At 59.9% G+C, this 18,647-nt stretch carries 13 protein-coding genes and 2 tRNA genes; 4 read left to right on the plus strand and 11 right to left on the minus strand.

Annotated features, from left to right (window positions below):
* Positions 1-107: 107 nt before the first annotated feature.
* On the minus strand, positions 108-875 hold the full coding sequence (rlmB, locus tag CQ009_RS09895) for a 23S rRNA (guanosine(2251)-2'-O)-methyltransferase RlmB (protein WP_007915843.1): 768 nt from the start codon (positions 873-875) through the stop codon (positions 108-110).
* The gene (gene rnr / locus CQ009_RS09900) at positions 872-3,502 is read right to left on the minus strand and encodes a ribonuclease R (RefSeq protein ID WP_064388637.1); all 2,631 of its coding nucleotides are present in this window, start codon (positions 3,500-3,502) and stop codon (positions 872-874) included. The genes rlmB and rnr overlap by 4 nt, the downstream gene beginning before the upstream one ends.
* A gap of 225 nt (positions 3,503-3,727) precedes the next feature.
* Here rnr and CQ009_RS09905 point away from each other — a divergent pair.
* The 4 genes from CQ009_RS09905 (at position 3,728) to CQ009_RS09920 (ending at position 6,949) form a co-directional block, all read left to right on the plus strand.
* Positions 3,728-3,814: transfer RNA gene (locus tag CQ009_RS09905), tRNA-Leu, on the plus strand.
* 180 nt (positions 3,815-3,994) lie between these two features.
* Positions 3,995-4,081 (plus strand) — tRNA-Leu (locus CQ009_RS09910).
* A gap of 292 nt (positions 4,082-4,373) precedes the next feature.
* On the plus strand, positions 4,374-5,384 hold the full coding sequence (locus CQ009_RS09915; RefSeq protein ID WP_105705877.1) for an extracellular solute-binding protein: 1,011 nt from the start codon (positions 4,374-4,376) through the stop codon (positions 5,382-5,384).
* On the plus strand, positions 5,384-6,949 hold the full coding sequence (locus CQ009_RS09920) for an iron ABC transporter permease (protein WP_064388636.1): 1,566 nt from the start codon (positions 5,384-5,386) through the stop codon (positions 6,947-6,949). The genes CQ009_RS09915 and CQ009_RS09920 overlap by 1 nt, the downstream gene beginning before the upstream one ends.
* 91 nt (positions 6,950-7,040) lie before the next feature.
* Here CQ009_RS09920 and CQ009_RS09925 read toward each other — a convergent pair whose 3' ends face one another.
* The 9 genes from CQ009_RS09925 to mutL all read right to left on the minus strand — a co-directional run bounded on the left by CQ009_RS09925 (position 7,041) and on the right by mutL (position 18,641).
* Positions 7,041-8,975, minus strand: a complete 1,935-nt coding sequence (locus CQ009_RS09925; protein WP_105706177.1) for a methyl-accepting chemotaxis protein — start codon at positions 8,973-8,975, stop codon at positions 7,041-7,043.
* A 140-nt stretch (positions 8,976-9,115) separates the two neighbouring features.
* Positions 9,116-10,405: an adenylosuccinate synthase gene (locus CQ009_RS09930; protein WP_105705879.1), complete on the minus strand. Its 1,290-nt coding sequence runs from the start codon at positions 10,403-10,405 to the stop codon at positions 9,116-9,118.
* Between the two features lie 54 nt (positions 10,406-10,459).
* A complete protein-coding gene (locus CQ009_RS09935; RefSeq protein ID WP_007915833.1) occupies positions 10,460-11,647 on the minus strand; it encodes an ATP phosphoribosyltransferase regulatory subunit in 1,188 nt (395 codons plus the stop codon).
* 313 nt (positions 11,648-11,960) lie between these two features.
* Complete coding sequence (gene hflC, locus CQ009_RS09940) at positions 11,961-12,830, minus strand: protease modulator HflC (RefSeq protein WP_007915830.1); 870 nt, start codon at positions 12,828-12,830, stop codon at positions 11,961-11,963.
* Entirely contained in the window at positions 12,830-14,002 is a 1,173-nt protein-coding gene (hflK, locus tag CQ009_RS09945) for an FtsH protease activity modulator HflK (RefSeq protein ID WP_064388632.1), read from the minus strand. The genes hflC and hflK overlap by 1 nt, the downstream gene beginning before the upstream one ends.
* Positions 14,003-14,098: 96 nt before the next feature.
* On the minus strand, positions 14,099-15,400 hold the full coding sequence (gene hflX / locus CQ009_RS09950) for a ribosome rescue GTPase HflX (protein WP_038360359.1): 1,302 nt from the start codon (positions 15,398-15,400) through the stop codon (positions 14,099-14,101).
* Between the two features lie 12 nt (positions 15,401-15,412).
* Positions 15,413-15,673 (minus strand): RNA chaperone Hfq, encoded by a 261-nt coding sequence (hfq, locus tag CQ009_RS09955; RefSeq protein WP_007902656.1) that lies wholly within the window; start codon positions 15,671-15,673, stop codon positions 15,413-15,415.
* A 95-nt stretch (positions 15,674-15,768) separates the two neighbouring features.
* Positions 15,769-16,740 carry a tRNA (adenosine(37)-N6)-dimethylallyltransferase MiaA gene (miaA, locus tag CQ009_RS09960; RefSeq protein ID WP_105705881.1) on the minus strand — a complete coding sequence of 324 codons (972 nt, stop codon included), beginning with the start codon at positions 16,738-16,740 and terminating at the stop codon, positions 15,769-15,771.
* Entirely contained in the window at positions 16,740-18,641 is a 1,902-nt protein-coding gene (mutL, locus tag CQ009_RS09965; RefSeq protein ID WP_177330939.1) for a DNA mismatch repair endonuclease MutL, read from the minus strand. The genes miaA and mutL overlap by 1 nt, the downstream gene beginning before the upstream one ends.
* Positions 18,642-18,647 lie beyond the last annotated feature (6 nt).

Below are 18,647 nucleotides of genomic sequence, written 5' to 3' on the forward strand. Positions count from 1 at the left end.
ATGTAGGAGTAAGCCTGCTCGCGATGAGGGGGTAACATTCAACTTTGATGCTGAATGTTGCACCGCTATCGCGAGCAGGCTCACTCCTACAGGGGATTTGCAGCAGATCAAGACTTCTTGGTAGCAGCCTTGGCTTTTGCACCGCGCTGACGCTGCGCTTCGAACAGGCACACGCCGGTGGCGACCGAGACGTTGAGACTGCTGACGCTGCCGGCCATCGGCAATTTCACCAGATAGTCGCAGTGTTCGCGGGTCAGGCGACGCATGCCTTTGCCTTCGGCGCCCATGATCAGGATGGTCGGGCCGGTCAGGTCCTGGTCATAAATGCTGACCTCGGCTTCGCCTGCTGTGCCGACAATCCACAGACCGCGCTGCTGAAGTTTTTCCAGGGTGCGCGCAAGGTTAGTCACCGCAACCAACGGAATCACTTCTGCCGCACCGCAAGCGACTTTACGCACGACCGGCGTCAAGGTTGCCGATTTGTCTTTCGGCACGATCACCGCCAGCGCACCGGCCGCATCGGCCGAGCGCAGGCAGGCACCGAGGTTGTGCGGATCGGTCACGCCGTCGAGCACCAGCAGCAGTGGCGCGCCTTCGGTGCGGTCGAGCAACTCGTCGAGCATCGCCTCGCCCCAGACCTGGCTTGGACTCACTTCCGCGACTACGCCTTGGTGAACGCCTTCAACCCAGGCATCCATTTCGCGGCGCTCGGCCTGACCGACCTGCACACGATTTTCGTTGGCCAGTTCAACCAGCGTCTGCACGCGCGGATCGTTGCGGCTTTCCGCCAGCCATATCTGCTTGACGCGCTTCGGGTGGTGACGCAGCAACGCTTCTACCGCGTGAACGCCGTAGATTTTTTCCAACTGACTCATGACTTCGCCTTCGGTTTACGTGCCCCGCCACTTTTGGCTGGAGCAGAACCCGCTTTTGGCGGGCCTTTACGGTGTTTGCTCGGTTTTGCTGGCTTGCTGCCGGAGGCCTTTTCAGGCGCCGACCGCCCGGTCTTTCCCCCAGGCGCCGCTTTACCACCGTTTTTGGCGTCGGAAAGCAGAGCCTTCTTCATTTCACGGCTTTTGCGCAGCTCGGCGTTTTTCGCCACGGCGTCGCTTGGGCGATAGGCTTCGGCAGCTTTCTCTTTGGCCGGACGGCGACCAGCGGTTTTCGCTGGCGCAGCTTCGGCTTTTTCCTTCGCGGCTGGTGCGGCAGTTTCAGCACCACGCTTCTTGCGGCCGATCGGCGCACTGATGGTTTTTTCGGCCATCTCGAAGTCGATCTTGCGCTCGTCGAGGTCAACGCGCATGACGCGCACTTCAACGGTATCGCCGAGACGGAAGCTACGACCGGTGCGCTCGCCCGCCAAGCGGTGATGCACAGGATCGAAGTGGTAGTAATCGCCCGGCAGCGCGGTGACGTGCACCAGGCCTTCGACGTAGATATCGGTCAGCTCGACGAACAGGCCAAAACCGGTCACCGCAGTGATCACGCCCGGGAAAGACTCGCCCACACGATCTTTCATGAACTCGCACTTGAGCCAGTTCACGACGTCGCGGGTCGCTTCATCGGCACGGCGTTCGCTCATCGAGCATTGCTCGCCGAGTTGTTCCAGTGCCGCTTCGTCGTACGGATAGATGCGCGCCTTCGGAATGGTCATCGCACCGGCACGACGAACGTGCGGGGTGTCCTGCTTCGAATGGATCACGCTGCGGATTGCGCGGTGCGTCAGCAGGTCCGGGTAACGACGGATCGGCGAAGTGAAGTGGGTATAGGCTTCGTAATTCAGGCCGAAGTGGCCCTGATTGTCAGCGCTGTACACCGCCTGGCTCAGCGAACGCAGCATTACGGTCTGGATCAGGTGGAAATCCGGACGATCCTTGATGCTCGCCAGCAGTGCCTGGTAGTCCTTCGGCGATGGACCGTCCTTGCCTTTGTGCAGGGACAGGCCGAGCTCGCCGAGGAACGCACGAAGTTTTTCCAGACGCTCCGGCGGCGGACCATCGTGGACGCGATACAACGCAGGAATTTCATGCTTCTTGAGGAATTCGGCGGTGGCCACGTTGGCCGCCAGCATGCATTCTTCGATCAGCTTGTGCGCATCGTTACGGGTGGTCGGACGGATTTCGGCAATCTTGCGCTCGGTACCGAAGATGATTCGGGTTTCCTGCGTTTCGAAATCGATCGCGCCACGGACGTGACGGGCAGCCAGCAGCACCTTGTACAGTGCATAAAGCTGCTTGAGGTGCGGCAGAACGTCGTTGTACTCACCGCGAAGCTGACGCGCCTCGGTGATTTTCGGCGTTTCCAGCATCGCGCTGACTTTGTTGTAGGTCAGACGAGCGTGGGAATGGATCACCGCTTCATAGAAGCAGTAGTCGGTCATTTCGCCGGACTTGGAGATGGTCATCTCGCAAACCATGGCCAGACGATCAACGTGCGGGTTCAGCGAGCACAGGCCGTTGGACAGCTGCTCAGGCAGCATCGGCACGACGCGCTCGGGGAAGTACACCGAGTTGCCGCGCACTTGCGCTTCATTGTCCAGCGCCGAACCGATTTTCACGTAGCTGGAAACGTCGGCAATCGCCACGTACAACTTCCAGCCGCCGGAGAACAGGCGCAGCTTGCCCGGCTTGGCTTCGCAATAAACAGCGTCGTCGAAGTCGCGGGCATCTTCGCCGTCGATGGTGACGAACGGCAGATGGCGCAGGTCGACGCGCTTCTCTTTGTCTTTCTCTTCGACTTCCGGCTTGAGCTTGGCGGCTTCTTTCAGAACCGCTTCAGGCCAGACGTGCGGGATATCGTAGGTGCGCAACGCAACGTCGATTTCCATGCCCGGCGCCATGTAGTTGCCGACCACTTCGACCACATCGCCTTGCGGCTGGAAACGCGGCGTCGGCCAGTGGGTGATTTTCACCTCGACGAACTGACCGATCTGCGCGTTGGCGTTGCGGCCCGGCGTCACCAGCACTTCCTGCTGGATCTTCGGGTTGTCGGCAACGACAAAACCGATGCCGCCTTCTTCAAAGTAGCGACCGACGATGGTTTCGTGAGCACGCGAGACCACTTCGACGATCACGCCTTCGCGGCGACCGCGACGGTCGAGGCCGGAAACGCGGGCCAGCGCACGGTCACCGTCAAACACCAGACGCATTTGCGCCGGGCTCATGAACAGGTCATCGCTGCCGTCGTCCGGCACCAGGAAGCCGAAACCGTCACGGTGACCGCTGATGCGACCGAGGATCAGGTCAAGCTTGTCGACCGGCGCGTAGGTGCCACGACGGGTGTAGATCAGTTGTGCGTCGCGCTCCATGGCGCGCAGACGGCGGCGCAGGGCTTCGATCTGGTCTTCGGTGGTCAGACCGAACTCTTCGACCAGTTGCTCGCGGGCAGCAGGCGAACCCCGATCGGCGAGGTGCGCCAGGATCAGTTCGCGGCTAGGAATAGGGTTTTCATATTTTTCCGCTTCACGAGCGGCCTCGGGATCGAGGGACTGCCAATCGGCCATTAGAGAGTTTTCACCTTGTCTATATGCGGGTTAGTTTGGCATAGGCGCCATGAAACGGGAAATTTCCGACTCTATAAGGCCCATATCAGGGCCTGCAGCGTCACTTGGAAGCCGTTTTGCACACCGCCGGTAAAAAAAATCATGTTTTTTGCTGAGAGGGGTTTACAGTTAAAAAGACGCTCCGTATAGTGCGCGCCATCGACGACGCACAGCGTTGCCGATACTGCCCAGATGGTGAAATTGGTAGACACGCCAGCTTCAGGTGCTGGTGACCTTACGGTCGTGGAAGTTCGAGTCTTCTTCTGGGCACCAATTTCGAGTTTGAGACTAGATCAGTTTCAAGACTCACACAAAACCCGCGAAAGCGGGTTTTTTGCATTCTAAGCCCGGGTTTTCTTAAAACTGATTTATTAAAATCAAATCAGGGGTTTACAGATCAAAAGGCGCTCCGTATAGTGCGCCACATCAACAGCGGCAACGCTCGCGATGATTGCCCAGATGGTGAAATTGGTAGACACGCCAGCTTCAGGTGCTGGTGACCTTACGGTCGTGGAAGTTCGAGTCTTCTTCTGGGCACCAATTCAAATTCGAGGTTACTGCCTTGGATTTCACAGAAACCCGCGAAAGCGGGTTTTTGCGTTTCTGCCTTCCAGAAAACCAGAATCCCACTGTAGGAGCTGCCGAAGGCTGCGATCTCTTGATCCTGTTTTTTCAAAGAGCAAGATCAAGAGATCGCAGCCTTCGGCAGTTCCTACATTTCAGCGTAGCCCGCCGTATCAGAGCTGGCGGCCACTCGCAACGCGCACTTGAGAAACAATATCGTTTATCATTGTTGCAAGTTTTTGCAATGCGACAGTGAGGAACCCTGCGAATGACGTTTCGAAATACCCTGCGCCGAGGCCTGACCTTCACCCTCCTCGGCCTGGCGCTCGCCACTCCCCTCACCCAGGCTGCCGATCCGGTTTCCCTGACTCTCTATAACGGCCAGCATAAAGAAGTCGGCGACGCGATCGCCAAAGCCTTTGAAGCCAAGACCGGTATTCACGTCAACGTGCGCAAGGGCAGCAGCAATCAACTCGCCAGCCAGATCATCGAAGAAGGCGACCGCTCCCCCGCCGACGTGATCTACACCGAGGAGTCGCCACCGCTGAACAATCTCGGCGAACTGGGCCTGCTGGCCAAGACCGATGACGCCACGCTGGCCGTTCTGCCGGAAAAATATGTCGCCGGTAACGGCACCTGGATCGGTGTGACAGCGCGGGTTCGCGTTGTCGCCTACAACCCGAAACTGGTCGATGAAAAAGACCTGCCGAAATCGGTGATGGAGTTTTCCGATCCGCAATGGCAAGGCAAGGTCGGCTTCGTCCCGACCAGCGGCGCGTTTCAGGAACAGGCTGTCGCAATCATCAAGATGCACGGTCGTGACGCCGCAGAAGAATGGCTGACCGGCCTGCGCGCTTTCGGCAAGACCTACAGCAACAATATGGTCGCCCTCAAAGCAGTGGAAAACGGCGAAGTCGCCACAGTGCTGGTCAACAACTACTACTGGTTTGCCCTGCAACGCGAGAAAGGCAAACTTGATTCGAAATTGCATTATTTCACTGGCGGCGATGCGGGCGGCTTGATCACTGTATCGAGCGCTGCCGTGCTGAAATCCAGCAAACATCCAAAAGAAGCACAGCAATTCCTCGCCTACATGGCCAGCGAAGAAGGCCAGCGCGTGATCACTCAGACCACCGCCGAATACCCGCTGCACAAAGGCATGGAATCGGATCGCGGGCTCAAGCCGTTCAGCGAACTGGAAGCGCCGAATGTAACGCCGGCCGATCTGGGCAATGCCGAAGAAGCGCTGGAGCTGGAACGTGAAGTTGGCTTGAACTGATGGCCGCATCGTTATCCGCCCCCGCCCCGCGCGGGGGTTACGTACCAAAGCGCAAGCGGCCATCGATCTGGCTGGTGTTGCCGGTGTTGCTGCTGGTAGTGCTAAGCCTGTTGCCGCTTGCTTATGTCGGGCTCAAAGCCTGGCAGGCCGGCTGGGCCGAGGCGCTGCACTTGTTGTGGCGCCCGTATGTATTCGGCCTGCTGCGCAATACTCTGGCGCTGATGGTTGGCGTAACCCTCACGTGCGGCGTCATCGGCCTGTCGCTGGCCTGGCTGCTGGAACGCAGCAATCTGCCGGGACGGCGCCTGTGGGGAGTGATTTTGTGCCTGCCGTTCGCGGTACCGGCATTTGTCAGCAGCTTCACTTGGGTCTCGCTGAGTTCGCAGTTCGAAGGCCTTGGCGGGGCGATTCTGGTGATGAGCCTGTCTAAATACCCGCTGATCTTCTTACCGGTGGCGGCGACGTTGCGCAATCTTGATCCATCCCTCGAAGAGTCGGCGCGCACGCTGGGACAGAATCGCTGGGGCGTTTTTTTCCGCGTAACCCTGCCGCTGCTCTGGCCGTCACTGCTGGCGGGGTCGCTGCTGATTGCCTTGCACATGCTGGTGGAGTTCGGCGCACTGTCGATTATTGGTCTGCAGACCTTCACCACGGCGATCTACCAGCAATTCGAACTGGAATTCAGCAATGCCAACGCGGCGATGCTGTCTGCCGTGCTGCTGGCGTTGTGTCTGGTGCTGTTGTGGCTGGAGTTGCGCGTACGCGGTAAAGGCCGGCATGTGCGTACAGGTCAAGGTGCGGCGCGTCGTGCTGAACAGGTTCGGCTTGGGCCTTGGGGCGCAGTCGGTCAGTTGTATTGCCTGATGCTGGCCGTCGTTGGCAGCGGCATTCCGTTGGGGATGTTGGCGTATTGGCTGGCGGTGGGCTCTTCGGCGGCATTCCCGGTGGCAGCGATTACCGAAGCACTGCTGTCGTCGCTGGCGTTGTCGCTCGGCGGCGCGGCGTTGTGTCTGGCACTGGCGGTGCCGGTCGGTTTGCTGGTGGTGCGCTACAAAGGCCAACTGGCGATCTGGGCTGAGCGCCTGCCGTATCTGCTGCATGCGCTGCCAGGATTGGTGATTGCGTTGACGCTGGTGTACTTCGCGCTGCACTACGTCCCGGCGCTTTATCAAACGTCGGGGCTGTTGCTGATCGCTTATGCGCTGCTGTTTTTGCCGCTGGCACAGGCGCCGATCCGCACAGCCCTGAACAAGGCGGCACCGCAGCTGGAAGAGGCTGCACGCACGCTGGGCGCTTCGTCGTTCACGGCGTTTTGCCGGGTGACGTTGCCGATCATCTTCCCGGCATTGGGTGCGGCGTTTGCGCTGGTGTTTCTGGATGCGATGAAAGAGCTAACGGCGACGTTGCTGCTGAGTCCGACCGGGCTTAATACACTGGCGACTGAGGTTTGGGCGCATACCGCGAATGTTGAGTTTGCGGCGGCGGCGCCTTATGCAGCGCTGTTGATTTTGGTATCGGGGCTGCCGGTCTATCTGCTGACGACGCGGATGTATCTAAGCCGCTGAAAAAGCTTTCGCGAGCAGGCTCGCTCCTACATTGGAATGCGTTCCCCCTGTAGAAGCGAGCCTGCTCGCGAAGAGGCCCTCCCAGCCAACACTAAGCCCTGAACTGCCCCAGACTCTCCTTCAGCTGCGCCGCCAGACCATCCAGCACCTTGCCACTCGCCGTGGTCTCCACCACCGCCTGCGCCGCTTTCTCGGCCTGCGCATGAATCGTCTCGACGCGCCCACGCACAGCCTGCGCACCCTGCGCCTGATGTGCAGCCGCCTGCGTCGCCAGGCCAATCGCCGCGTGCACCTGCTCAACCGACGTCTGCACCGATTGCTGCAACCGCGCACTGTCACGCAACACCAGTAACCCTTCGCTGGCCTGACGCCCGGCCTGGCCGATCGCCTCGACCGCCTCCCGCGCGCCCTGCTGCAACGCGACGATGTGCGCCTGAATATCGCCGGTAGAGCTTTGTGTCTTGCTCGCCAGCGCTCGAACTTCGTCGGCCACCACCGCAAAGCCGCGCCCGGTTTCGCCAGCACGCGCCGCTTCGATGGCAGCGTTGAGCGCCAGCAGGTTTGTCTGCTCGGCGATCCCGTGAATCACCGTCAGCACCACTTCAATCTGCTCGCTTTGCTGCGCCAGTCGCTCAATCACTTTCGCCCCGGTATCGACCTGCCCCGCCAGCGCTTCGATCAGACTGCCGACCTTGGCGGACGTACGAGTGTTTTCGTCAGTCGCCTGGCGAATATCCACAACCTGCTTCAATGCGGCCTGCATGGCATGGCTTTCCGACTGCGCCTCATCAGCCATTTGCGACAGTGCGCGCAGACTCTCCGCTACCTCATCACGCTGCATGCCCGCCGCCGCATCTGCACCGGCATTGCGCAGGGTCATCGCGCCAATCTCGACGCCGGTGCGCTGCGCAACATCGCCCGCCTCGCGCACGATCGGCTGCAACTTATCCACAAAGCGATTGACCGCCGAAGCCATGTCGCCGATTTCGTCTTTGCTGTTGATCTGTACTCGCTTGGTCAGGTCGCCCTCGCCCGCAGCCAGATCGTCCATCGCTGCATTGAGCATCTTCAGCCGATTGACCACGCGATGGCCCAACACTACCGCCAGCAACAACAGCACACCGCAACCGACCAGCGCCAGACCCAGGCCAATGCGCCAGCGCAAGGTTGCCGCTGCTTCCTGAACGGTATTGGCGGTATTGGATTTCATCTCGGTCGCAGTGGACTGCGCCGACTGCAGGCGCGACTGCATGGCTTTGGCACTGTCTGCGGCAGCGCCCTTGAGACTGTCGCCGACCAACTGATCACTGCTGGCAATCAGCGCCGTGAAGCGCTTGTCCAGCGCTGCCAGATCGGTTTCCACCGAGGCCGTGGACACCCCCATCAGCACCTTGCCGATTTCCACGCCATTGGGATTGATCGAGGCCTCGAGGTAATAGACCGACGGATCGTTCTTCGCCGCATCCAGCACTTTATCCAGCGCACGCTCACCCTGGCCTTTTTCCAGCAAGGCCTTGTTGATCGGGTTTTCACGGTTGAGATAACGGGTCAGATGCTGACCGGTGGCATCGTCGTACACCACGAACAGCACGTTGGGATTGCGCTGGGCCCGGCGAGCGAATTCGGACAGGGTCGGCACGTCGCTGTCCCACATGGCGCGCGGCGCCACCGAAGCGAGCAACTGTGCCATGTCATTGGCCGAATCCTTCAGATCCTTTTCCAGGGTCGCCCGCAGTTGCGCCTGCTCATCCTTCAGACGCGCAGACAAACCAGCGGTCAAACGCTGACGAGTACTGGAAGAAAGGTTATCGAGACTCGACGTGACTTCACGCCCGGCCTGCTCCAGTTCGCCGGAGAGTTTCTGGCTGTCGGCACCAAGGCGCACCGCCAGATCAGCTTCCAGCGCCGTGACGGTGCTCCGCGTCAGGGCAACGGCCACCAGCACCTGCACCAAAAGGGCGATACCAAGGGTAACGAATACAGGTCGCAACAAACGGCTTTGTAACAGTGAGAGAACGGCCGACACTGTGAATACCTCTACTTCTGACGCCATTAATTTGATGGCACTCTTGTAAGCAGATTCACAGCAAAGGTCATGCCGTCCAACAGGCATAAACGACAAAGGCCCCGATTAAGGGGCCTTTGTTTTTTTACATCAACGACTTATCAAGCAAACGGATGACGCAGAACGATGGTTTCGTTGCGGTCCGGGCCCGTCGAAATAATGTCGATCGGTGCACCGATCAACGCTTCAACGCGCTTGATGTAGGCACGAGCGTTCGCCGGCAGCTCTTCCAGGGTCTTGGCGCCCACGGTCGATTCGGTCCAGCCCGGCACTTCTTCGTACACAGGCTGCAGGCCTACGTAGCTGTCAGCGTCGGTCGGAGCAACAGCGTTGCCTTCGGCGTCTTTGTAGCCGACGCAGATGTTGATGGTTTCCAGGCCGTCGAGTACGTCCAGCTTGGTCAGGCAGATGCCCGAGATGCTGTTCACATCGATAGCGCGACGCAGGATAACGGCGTCGAACCAGCCGCAACGACGGGCACGGCCGGTGGTCGCACCGAATTCGTGACCTTGCTTGGCCAGGTGTGCACCTACATCGTCGAACAGCTCAGTCGGGAACGGGCCCGAACCAACGCGAGTGGTGTAAGCCTTGGTGATGCCCAGGATGTAATCGAGGAACATCGGACCAACGCCCGAACCGGTCGCTACGCCACCGGCGGTGGTGTTGGAGCTGGTCACGTACGGGTAGGTACCGTGGTCGATGTCGAGCAACGAACCCTGGGCGCCTTCGAACATGATGTCTTTGCCGGCGCGACGCAGGTCGTGCAGCTCAGCGGTCACGTCGAGCATCAGCGGCTTCAGCAGCTCAGCGTATTCCTTGCACTCGGCGAGGGTTTTTTCGAACTCGATGGCCGGCTCTTTGTAGTAACCGACCAGCATGAAGTTGTGGTAATCCACCAGTTCACGCAGCTTGTCTTCGAAGCGCGGCATGTTCAGCAGGTCGCCAACACGCAGGCCACGACGCGCGACCTTGTCTTCGTAGGCCGGGCCGATGCCGCGACCGGTAGTACCGATCTTCAGCTCGCCACGGGCCTTTTCACGGGCCTGATCCAGCGCCACGTGGAAGGACAGGATCAGCGGGCAGGACGGGCTGATACGCAGACGCTCGCGCACCGGTACGCCTTTCTCTTCCAGCTTGGTGATCTCGCGCAGCAGGGCGTCAGGTGCAACCACCACGCCGTTGCCGATCAGGCACTGCACGCCTTCGCGCAGCACGCCCGACGGGATCAGGTGCAGGACGGTTTTTTCGCCGTCGATCACCAGTGTGTGGCCAGCGTTGTGGCCACCTTGGTAGCGCACTACGGCTGCAGCATGTTCGGTCAGCAGATCAACGATCTTGCCTTTGCCCTCATCACCCCATTGGGTGCCCAGGACTACGACATTCTTACCCATAACACTTGTCCTCATTCGCGCAAACTTGGTGCCGGCGATGGCCGGCAGGAAAACTCAAGAAGCCAGTGGCGATACTTGCCAAAGCCCGTTCTGCTGAATCAATTGCCGGTCGCAGTCCGCATCACGGGCGGCGGCCAAAGGTTGCCCAGGCAAAGCCTGAACGACACGCTGACCCTCACTGCGCAACTGGCAAACCTGCTGCCAGAGTGCCGCATCCGTACTGTCAGGCATCCAGATACCGCCAGACGGTAGCTCGATCTCAGCACGCCCCAGGGTCACCAGGGTTTTCAAATCGGTGGAAAAGCCAGTCGCCGGACGCGCGCGGCCAAAATCCGCGCCGATGTCGTCGTAGCGACCGCCCTGAGCGATGGACTGGCCAACACCCGGTACGAACACCGCGAACACCACACCGGTGTGGTAGTGGTAGCCACGCAACTCGCCCAGATCGAAGTACAACGGCAGCTCCGGGAAGCGTGCCGACAGACGCTCGGCTATTGCCAGCAAATCTTCCAGTGCCGCCAATACCGGAGCCGGCGCATTGGCCAGACGCTCGCGGGCAGCGCTCAACACTTCACGGCCGCCGCACAGATCAACCAGCGCACGCAGCATGCCGGACAGATCGGCCGGCAGGCCTTCGGTCAAGGTAATGACCTCGTCGATGGCCTTGCGTTGCAACGCATCGAACAACTGCTGCTCGACTTCACCGGACAGACCGGCGGCACGCGCCAGACCACGGTAGATGCCGACATGACCGAGGTCCATGTGCACATCCGGCACATCGGCCAGTTGCAGCATGGCCAGCATCAGGCTGATCACTTCAACGTCGCTGCTCGGGCTGGCGTCGCCGTACAACTCGGCGCCCAACTGGATCGGGCTGCGCGAGGACGACAGTGCACGCGGCTGCGCGTGCAACACGCTGCCGGCGTAGCACAGACGGCTCGGACCTTCGCGACGCAGGGTGTGCGCATCGATGCGCGCCACTTGCGGCGTGATGTCGGCACGGAAACCCATCTGCCGGCCCGACTGCGGGTCGATGACCTTGAAGGTACGCAGATCCAGGTCCTGGCCCGCGCCGGTCAGCAGGGATTCCAGGTACTCGATATGGGGAGTCACGACAAACTCGTAACCCCAGCTCTGGAACAGATCCAACACCTGACGACGCGCGACTTCAATGCGCGCCGCTTCCGGTGGCAGTACTTCTTCGATGCCATCTGGCAGCAGCCAGCGGTCTACCGTTGCCATTACGCCATTCCCCTTTGATCCGGGCGGCCAGCCTGCGGGCGAGCCTTGAGTGAAGCAGAAAATGATCGGTCCGTTCAAAACGCACGCGCATGAACGACGCGGCGAAAGGCCTGTTACCGGCTTCGCCCATCACTTTCCTCGAAATACTCTCGGGCCATTCAACCCGATGCCTGCAACAAAAAACAGCAATCAAACGTGCAGACGCAAAAAAGCCGGGAATTTCCCGGCTGCCGCATCATACACACGTTTTCCCAAAGGATCACCCCGCCCGAGGTTTTAGCCGCCGGGCGGAATGATTCAGGTCAACGGCGTATCAAGGCTTGGCCTTTTCCAGGTAGTGGAAAAAGTCGCTGCTTGGGTCGAGGACCAATACGTCGGATTTGTTCGCGAAGCTTTCACGGTAGGCACGCAGGCTACGGTAGAAACTGTAGAACTCCTGATCCTGACCATAGGCCTTGGAGTAGATCGCAGCGGCCTGGGCATCACCGTCACCGCGAACCTCTTCGGATTCACGATAGGCTTCAGCCAGCAGCACGCGGCGTTGGCGATCGGCGTCGGCACGGATGCCTTCGGCCAGCTCGTTACCCTTGGCGCGGTGCTCGCGAGCTTCACGCTCACGCTCGGTGCTCATACGCTCGAACACACTGCGGTTCACTTCTTTCGGCAGATCGATGGTCTTGACCCGGACATCGACCACTTCGATACCCAGCTCTTTTTCCGCCATTTTGTTCAGCGATGCGGTGATGTCAGCCATCAACGCGTCACGCTCACCCGACACCACTTCGTGCAGAGTTCGCTTACCGAACTGGTCACGCAGACCGGATTCCAGACGACGGGACAGACGCTCGTCGGCGATTTGCTTGAGACCGGAAGTCGCGGTGTAGAAGCGCTCGGCATCTTTCACGCGCCACTTGGCGTAGGCATCGACCATCACGGCTTTCTTTTCCAGGGTCAGGAAGCGTTGTGTCGGTGCGTCCAGCGTCATCAGACGTGCGTCGAATTTACGCACCTGGTTAACGTAAGGCACTTTCACATGCAGACCCGGCTGAACATCAGCCTGAACCACGCGACCGAATTGCAGCAGCACCGCACGCTCGGTCTGAGCGACGATGTAGAAGCAGTTCCAGCCAACCAGTACCACCACGACGCCAACGATCAGGGCGATCAGCGATTTATTGCTCATCAGCGGGTCTCCCTTGTGCGCGACTGCGGCAGGTCAGTGACGTGCGGCGTGACATCCGTGTTGTTGCTGGCGGCGGCCGAACCGGTCACTGGCCCGCTGCTGCCCGGATTGTTCTGGATCATCTTGTCCAACGGCAGGTACAACAGGTTGCTCTGGCCGTTCTTGTTGCCGGTCACGAGAACCTTGCTGGTGTTGCTGAAGACTTCCTGCATGGTGTCCAGGTACAGACGCTGGCGGGTCACTTCAGGTGCCTTGCGATACTCGGCGACCAGTTTGGTAAAGCGGTCAGCCTCACCCTTGGCACGCGAGACCGTTTCGTCGCGGTAACCGTTGGCATCTTCGAGGATGCGCTGGGCCTGACCACGGGCTTCCGGCACGACGCCGTTGGCGTAGGTTTCCGCCTGGTTGCGCGAACGCTGCTCGTCTTCACGGGCGCGGATCACGTCATCGAAGGCTTCCTGCACTTCACGCGGTGCCGCTGCGCTCTGTACGTTGACCTGAGTGACGGTGATACCGGTGCGATAGGTATCGAGGAAGCGTTGCAGCCGCTCCTTGATTTCGCTGGCCATCAGTTCACGACCTTCAGTCAGCACCTGATCCATGGCAGTGGAACCCACCACGTGGCGCAGGGCACTGTCGGTCGCGTGCTGCAGGCTGATTTCCGGCTGATCAACGTTCAGCACGAAATCCTGCAGGTTGCTGATCTTGTACTGCACGGTCAGTGGGACTTCGACGATGTTCTCGTCTTCGGTCAGCATCTGGCCCTGCTTGGTGTACGCACGCTCACGCGTGACGTTTTCCATGTACTTCTTGTCGATCGGCGGGAAGTAGATGTTCAGGCCCGGGCCGACAGTCTCGTAGTACTTGCCGAAGCGCAGCACCACGGCTTGCTCCTGCTCGTCCACTACGTAAACCGCGCTGTACAGCCAGACAGCCGCCAGCACGACGAGGCCGATGCCGAGCAGACCGCCGAAGCCGCCACCGCTCTTGCCCGAACCACCGCCGTCATCACCACGTTTCTTACCACCACCGAACAACCCGTTCAGGCTTTCCTGCAGCTTTCGGAAGGCCTCGTCGAGATCCGGTGGCCCCTTGCGGTCGCCGTTATTGCGGCGCTTGCCACCCCAAGGATCCTGATTATTCGAGTTGCCACCCGGCTCATTCCAAGCCATAGCGCTCTCCATCTGATAAAGCAAAGACGCACCCACGGCGCGCCGACCAATGCTACAGAATGCCTGCCGTCACGGCACAACCGCTTCTTCAGGCTTTTATTGCAAAGTGTGTTGCTCGATGAATTCCATCGGCTGCAATCCTTCGCGGCTTACCAGTCGATTCAGCTCGACACGGGGCAAACGAACGGCCAGCAGACTGATGCCTTCTTCGTCATGCTCTTCTTTCTGCACCGCACCGAGTTCGAAAAACTGCGCACGCAGTCGCGCGAATCGTTGCGGCAAGCGCAGGGTACCGACAAACAAATCACTGCCGAGTAATTCGGCGATGGCTTGTTCAAGCAATTCCAGACCACTGCCATCACGCGCCGAAAGCCAGACCCGTTGGGGCTTGCCGTTTTCGTCGCGCTGGATTTGCGGTTCAACGCCTTCAAGCAAATCGAGTTTGTTATAGACCTCGAGGATCGGCAAGTCCTGGGCACCAATCTCGCCCAGCACCACCATCACCTGCTCGATCTGCAACATGCGATCCGGTTCGGCCGCATCGATCACGTGCAACAGCAGATCGGAATTGCTCGACTCTTCGAGGGTAGACCGAAATGCTTCGACCAGCTTGTGCGGCAAGTGGCGAATGAAGCCCACCGTGTCCGCCAGAACGATCGGCCCCAGGTCGTCAATGTCGAGACGGCGCAGGGTCGGGTCCAGCGTGGCGAACAATTGGTCGGCCGCGTAGACGTCGGATTTCGTCACATTATTGAAGAGTGTGGACTTGCCGGCGTTGGTGTATCCCACCAGAGAAACGGTAGGGATGTCCGCACGGGAGCGGCCGCGACGCGATTGCTCGCGCTGGCTGCGCACCTTCTCGAGCCGGCCCTTGATCTGGCGCAGGCGAACCCGCAGCAAACGGCGGTCGGTTTCGAGCTGGGTTTCACCCGGACCGCGCATGCCGATACCGCCACCTTGACGCTCAAGGTGAGTCCAACCGCGAACCAGCCGCGTGCTCATGTGATCAAGCTGGGCCAGTTCGACCTGGAGCTTGCCTTCATGGGTACGGGCGCGCTGGGCGAAAATATCGAGAATCAGACCGGTACGGTCGATCACGCGACACTCGAAAACACGTTCGAGGTTACGTTCCTGACTGGGCGTGAGGATGTGATTGAAAATCACCAGATCGGCTTCTTCAGCCTTGACCAGGTCGCGCAGTTCCTCGACCTTGCCGCTGCCGATCAGGAATTTGGCGGTTGGCCGATGACGCGGCACGTTAAAAAACGCAACGGTCTCGGCGCCCGCCGAATTAGCCAATTCCTGAAACTCCTGCGGATCTTCGCGCGCCTCAGGGTCCTGTCCATCCAAGTGAACGAGGATGACTCGTTCACCACCACCGTGGCGCTCAAAGAACAAAGGAGACTCCTATCAGGCGTTACCTGGCTCAGCGTCACCTGCTTCGGATTCGGTTGCGCTAGGCAGACGAATTGGACGAACCGGCACGACTGTCGAGATAGCGTGTTTGTAAACCATTTGGCTCACGGTGTTTTTCAGCAGGATCACGAACTGGTCGAACGACTCGATCGTGCCTTGCAGTTTGATACCGTTGACCAGGTAGATGGAAACCCCAACTTTCTCTTTACGTAAAGTATTCAAGTAAGGGTCTTGTAGCGAATGCCCTTTTGACATGTGCCGCACTCCTTTAAGGATTCAATAATAAAAAATAGGTAATTCAGATGGCTTTGGCCGTCACACCCCCAAGGATAGACGGCAATTGCAAGGACTCAGCTCAATATGGAGATGGTCCCAAGGTATTTCAAGGCGCGTGGCAGATTGTCGCAATCAAGACTGTCCAGCCAGTGTATATCTTCCCAGCTGCGCAGCCAGGTGAACTGGCGTTTGGCCAATTGACGCGTGGCAATGATGCCGCGCTCCTGCATTTCAGCCAACGACAGCGTGCCATCCAGATAATCCCAGACTTGGCGGTAGCCTACCGCACGTATAGACGGCAACCCGGAATGCAGGTCACTTCTTTTACGCAGGGCTACGACCTCGTCGATGAACCCCTGTTCCAGCATATTTGTGAATCTTTGTTTAATGCGCTCGTGCAGTACCTGACGATTTGCCGGAGCAATGGCCAAGTTCGCGACAGTATAGGGCAATTGTTGCAGTCCCGAAGCGGCTGCTTCAGTACTTTGCGCAGATTGTTGCTGGCGCAGGGCAGTCATGCTCTGACCGCTGACGCGATAGACTTCCAGCGCGCGACTCAAGCGCTGCGGATCGTTCGGGTGAATCCGCGCAGCGGACACCGGGTCGATGACTGCCAATTGGTCGTGCAGGGCTTGCCAGCCAAGGCGTGCAGCCTCTTCTTCGATCTGCGCACGCACGGCGGGATCAGCTGCCGGCATGTCCGCCAGACCGTCGACCAACGCCTTGTAGTAGAGCATCGTGCCGCCCACCAGCAACGGAATTTTTCCGCGCGCGGTGATTTCGGCCATGGCTTGCAAGGCATCGCGACGGAAATCCGCAGCTGAATAGGCCTGCGCCGGATCGAGAATATCGATCAAACGGTGCGGATATTCGGCCAGCAACTCTTTCGAGGGCTTGGCAGTGCCGATGTCCATGCCGCGATAGACCAGCGCCGAATCGACACTGATCAGCTCGCACGGCAGCACCTTGGTCAGCTCGATGGCCAGATCGGTCTTGCCCGCAGCGGTCGGGCCCATCAGGAAAATCGCTGGAGGGAGCTGGTTCATCAACGACCGCGCAGGAACAGTTTGTCCAGATCGTCCAGGCCCAGTTGGGTCCAGGTCGGTCGGCCATGGTTGCATTGACCACTGCGTTCGGTGTTTTCCATGTCACGCAGCAGGCCGTTCATTTCCGGCAAGGCCAGGCGCCGGTTGGCGCGGATCGCGCCGTGGCAGGCCATGGTGCCGAGCAATTCGTTGAGGTGCGCCTGAATCCGGTCGCTGGTGCCGTACTCCATCAGGTCCGACAGCACGTCGCCGACCAGACGATTGGCTTCGGCCTGCTTCAACAAGGCCGGAATCTGGCGGATCGCCAGGGTTTCCGGGCCCAGCCGTTGCAATTCAAAGCCCAGGCGCTGAAACCATGCTGCGTGTTCTTCGGCGCAATCGGCCTCGCGCTGACTGACCGCCAGCGACTCTGGAACCAGCAAAGGCTGGCCACTGAGACCTTCGCTGGCCATGGCGATTTTCAGACGTTCGTACATGATCCGTTCGTGGGCGGCGTGCATGTCCACCAGCACCAGGCCTTGGGCGTTCTCGGACAGAATGTAGATGCCCTTGAGCTGCGCCAGTGCATATCCGAGCGGTGGAATGTCTTCCTGCCCGGCCGGCAATGCGTTGGCATTGGCCTCAGGCAGCGGCGCGAAGAACTCGCGGTACGCCGCTTGAGCTTCAGCGGCCGGCGGCACTGCCGATTGCGGACGCGGTGTGTATTGGTACTGGTAAGCGCCGCCGGCACTGGCACCGGACGAGGTGTTGAACGCCGGTTGCGCTTGCGGTTGCTCCAGCAGCGCATTGGCAGCCAGACGCATTTCGCCTTGCGGGCCGAATTCACCAGCATCGAGGCCGGTCGGGCGGACGATGGCGGTGGTCACCGAACCGGCCAGTTGATCTTCCGGTCGCACATCGCCCAATGCGCGGTGCAGCGTGCCGTAAAGGAAGTCATGCACCATGCGCCCGTCACGGAAGCGCACTTCGTGCTTGGTCGGGTGCACGTTGACGTCGACCGCCGCCGGATCGACCTCGAAAAACAGCGCAAACGTCGGGTGCCGGCCATTGAACAGCACGTCGCGATAGGCCTGACGCACCGCGTGGGCAACCAGTTTGTCGCGCACCGCCCGGCCATTCACAAAGAAATACTGCAAATCCGCCTGACTGCGGTTGAAGGTCGGCAATCCAACCCAGCCCCACAAATGCAGGCCATTGCGTTCGATCTCGATCGGCAAGGCTTGCTCAAGAAACCCCGAACCGCAAATCGCCGCCACACGCCGGGCACGCGCCGCATCATCATGGGCCTCATGCAGGCTAAGGATGGTCTTGCCGTTGTGACGCAGGTGGAACGCCACGTCGAAACGCGCCAGCGCCAGACGTTTGATCACTTCTTGCAGGTGATCGAATTCGGTTTTTTCCGTCTTGAGGAATTTACGTCGTGCCGGGGTGTTGAAGAACAGGTCGCGAACTTCCACCGAGGTGCCGACCGGGTGCGCCGCCGGTTGCACCCGAGGCGCCATGTCGCGGCCTTCGGTTTCGACCTGCCAGGCCTGCTCGGCACCACGGGTGCGCGAGGTCAGGGTCAGACGTGCCACGGAGCTGATCGATGCCAGCGCCTCACCCCGAAAGCCCAGGCTCATCACTTGTTCGAGGTCTTCCAGGTTACGGATCTTGCTGGTGGCGTGACGCGCTAGCGCCAGCGGCAGGTCATCGGCGGAAATACCACTGCCATCGTCGCGTACGCGCAGCAGCTTGACGCCGCCCTGCTCGACATCGACATCGATGCGTTTGGCGCCGGAATCGAGGCTGTTCTCCAGCAACTCCTTGATCACCGAGGCCGGGCGTTCAACCACCTCACCGGCGGCAATCTGGTTCGCCAGCCGAGGGCTGAGCAGTTCGATGCGCGCGGCAGCGTTCAGCACTTC

This window comes from Pseudomonas sp. MYb2 (genome assembly GCF_002979955.1).
Lineage (GTDB): Bacteria > Pseudomonadota > Gammaproteobacteria > Pseudomonadales > Pseudomonadaceae > Aquipseudomonas.

Excerpts from the sequence above, each read along its gene's own strand:
- hflK (WP_064388632.1), bottom strand. The coding sequence starts at position 14,002 with ATGGCTTGGAATGAGCCGGGTGGCAACTCGAATAATCAGGATCCTTGG.
- hflC (WP_007915830.1), bottom strand. The coding sequence starts at position 12,830 with ATGAGCAATAAATCGCTGATCGCCCTGATCGTTGGCGTCGTGGTGGTA.
- rnr (WP_064388637.1), bottom strand. The coding sequence starts at position 3,502 with ATGGCCGATTGGCAGTCCCTCGATCCCGAGGCCGCTCGTGAAGCGGAA.
- CQ009_RS09915 (WP_105705877.1), top strand. The coding sequence starts at position 4,374 with ATGACGTTTCGAAATACCCTGCGCCGAGGCCTGACCTTCACCCTCCTC.
- CQ009_RS09935 (WP_007915833.1), bottom strand. The coding sequence starts at position 11,647 with ATGGCAACGGTAGACCGCTGGCTGCTGCCAGATGGCATCGAAGAAGTA.
- CQ009_RS09920 (WP_064388636.1), top strand. The coding sequence starts at position 5,384 with ATGGCCGCATCGTTATCCGCCCCCGCCCCGCGCGGGGGTTACGTACCA.
- miaA (WP_105705881.1), bottom strand. The coding sequence starts at position 16,740 with ATGAACCAGCTCCCTCCAGCGATTTTCCTGATGGGCCCGACCGCTGCG.
- CQ009_RS09930 (WP_105705879.1), bottom strand. The coding sequence starts at position 10,405 with ATGGGTAAGAATGTCGTAGTCCTGGGCACCCAATGGGGTGATGAGGGC.
- rlmB (WP_007915843.1), bottom strand. The coding sequence starts at position 875 with ATGAGTCAGTTGGAAAAAATCTACGGCGTTCACGCGGTAGAAGCGTTG.
- hfq (WP_007902656.1), bottom strand. The coding sequence starts at position 15,673 with ATGTCAAAAGGGCATTCGCTACAAGACCCTTACTTGAATACTTTACGT.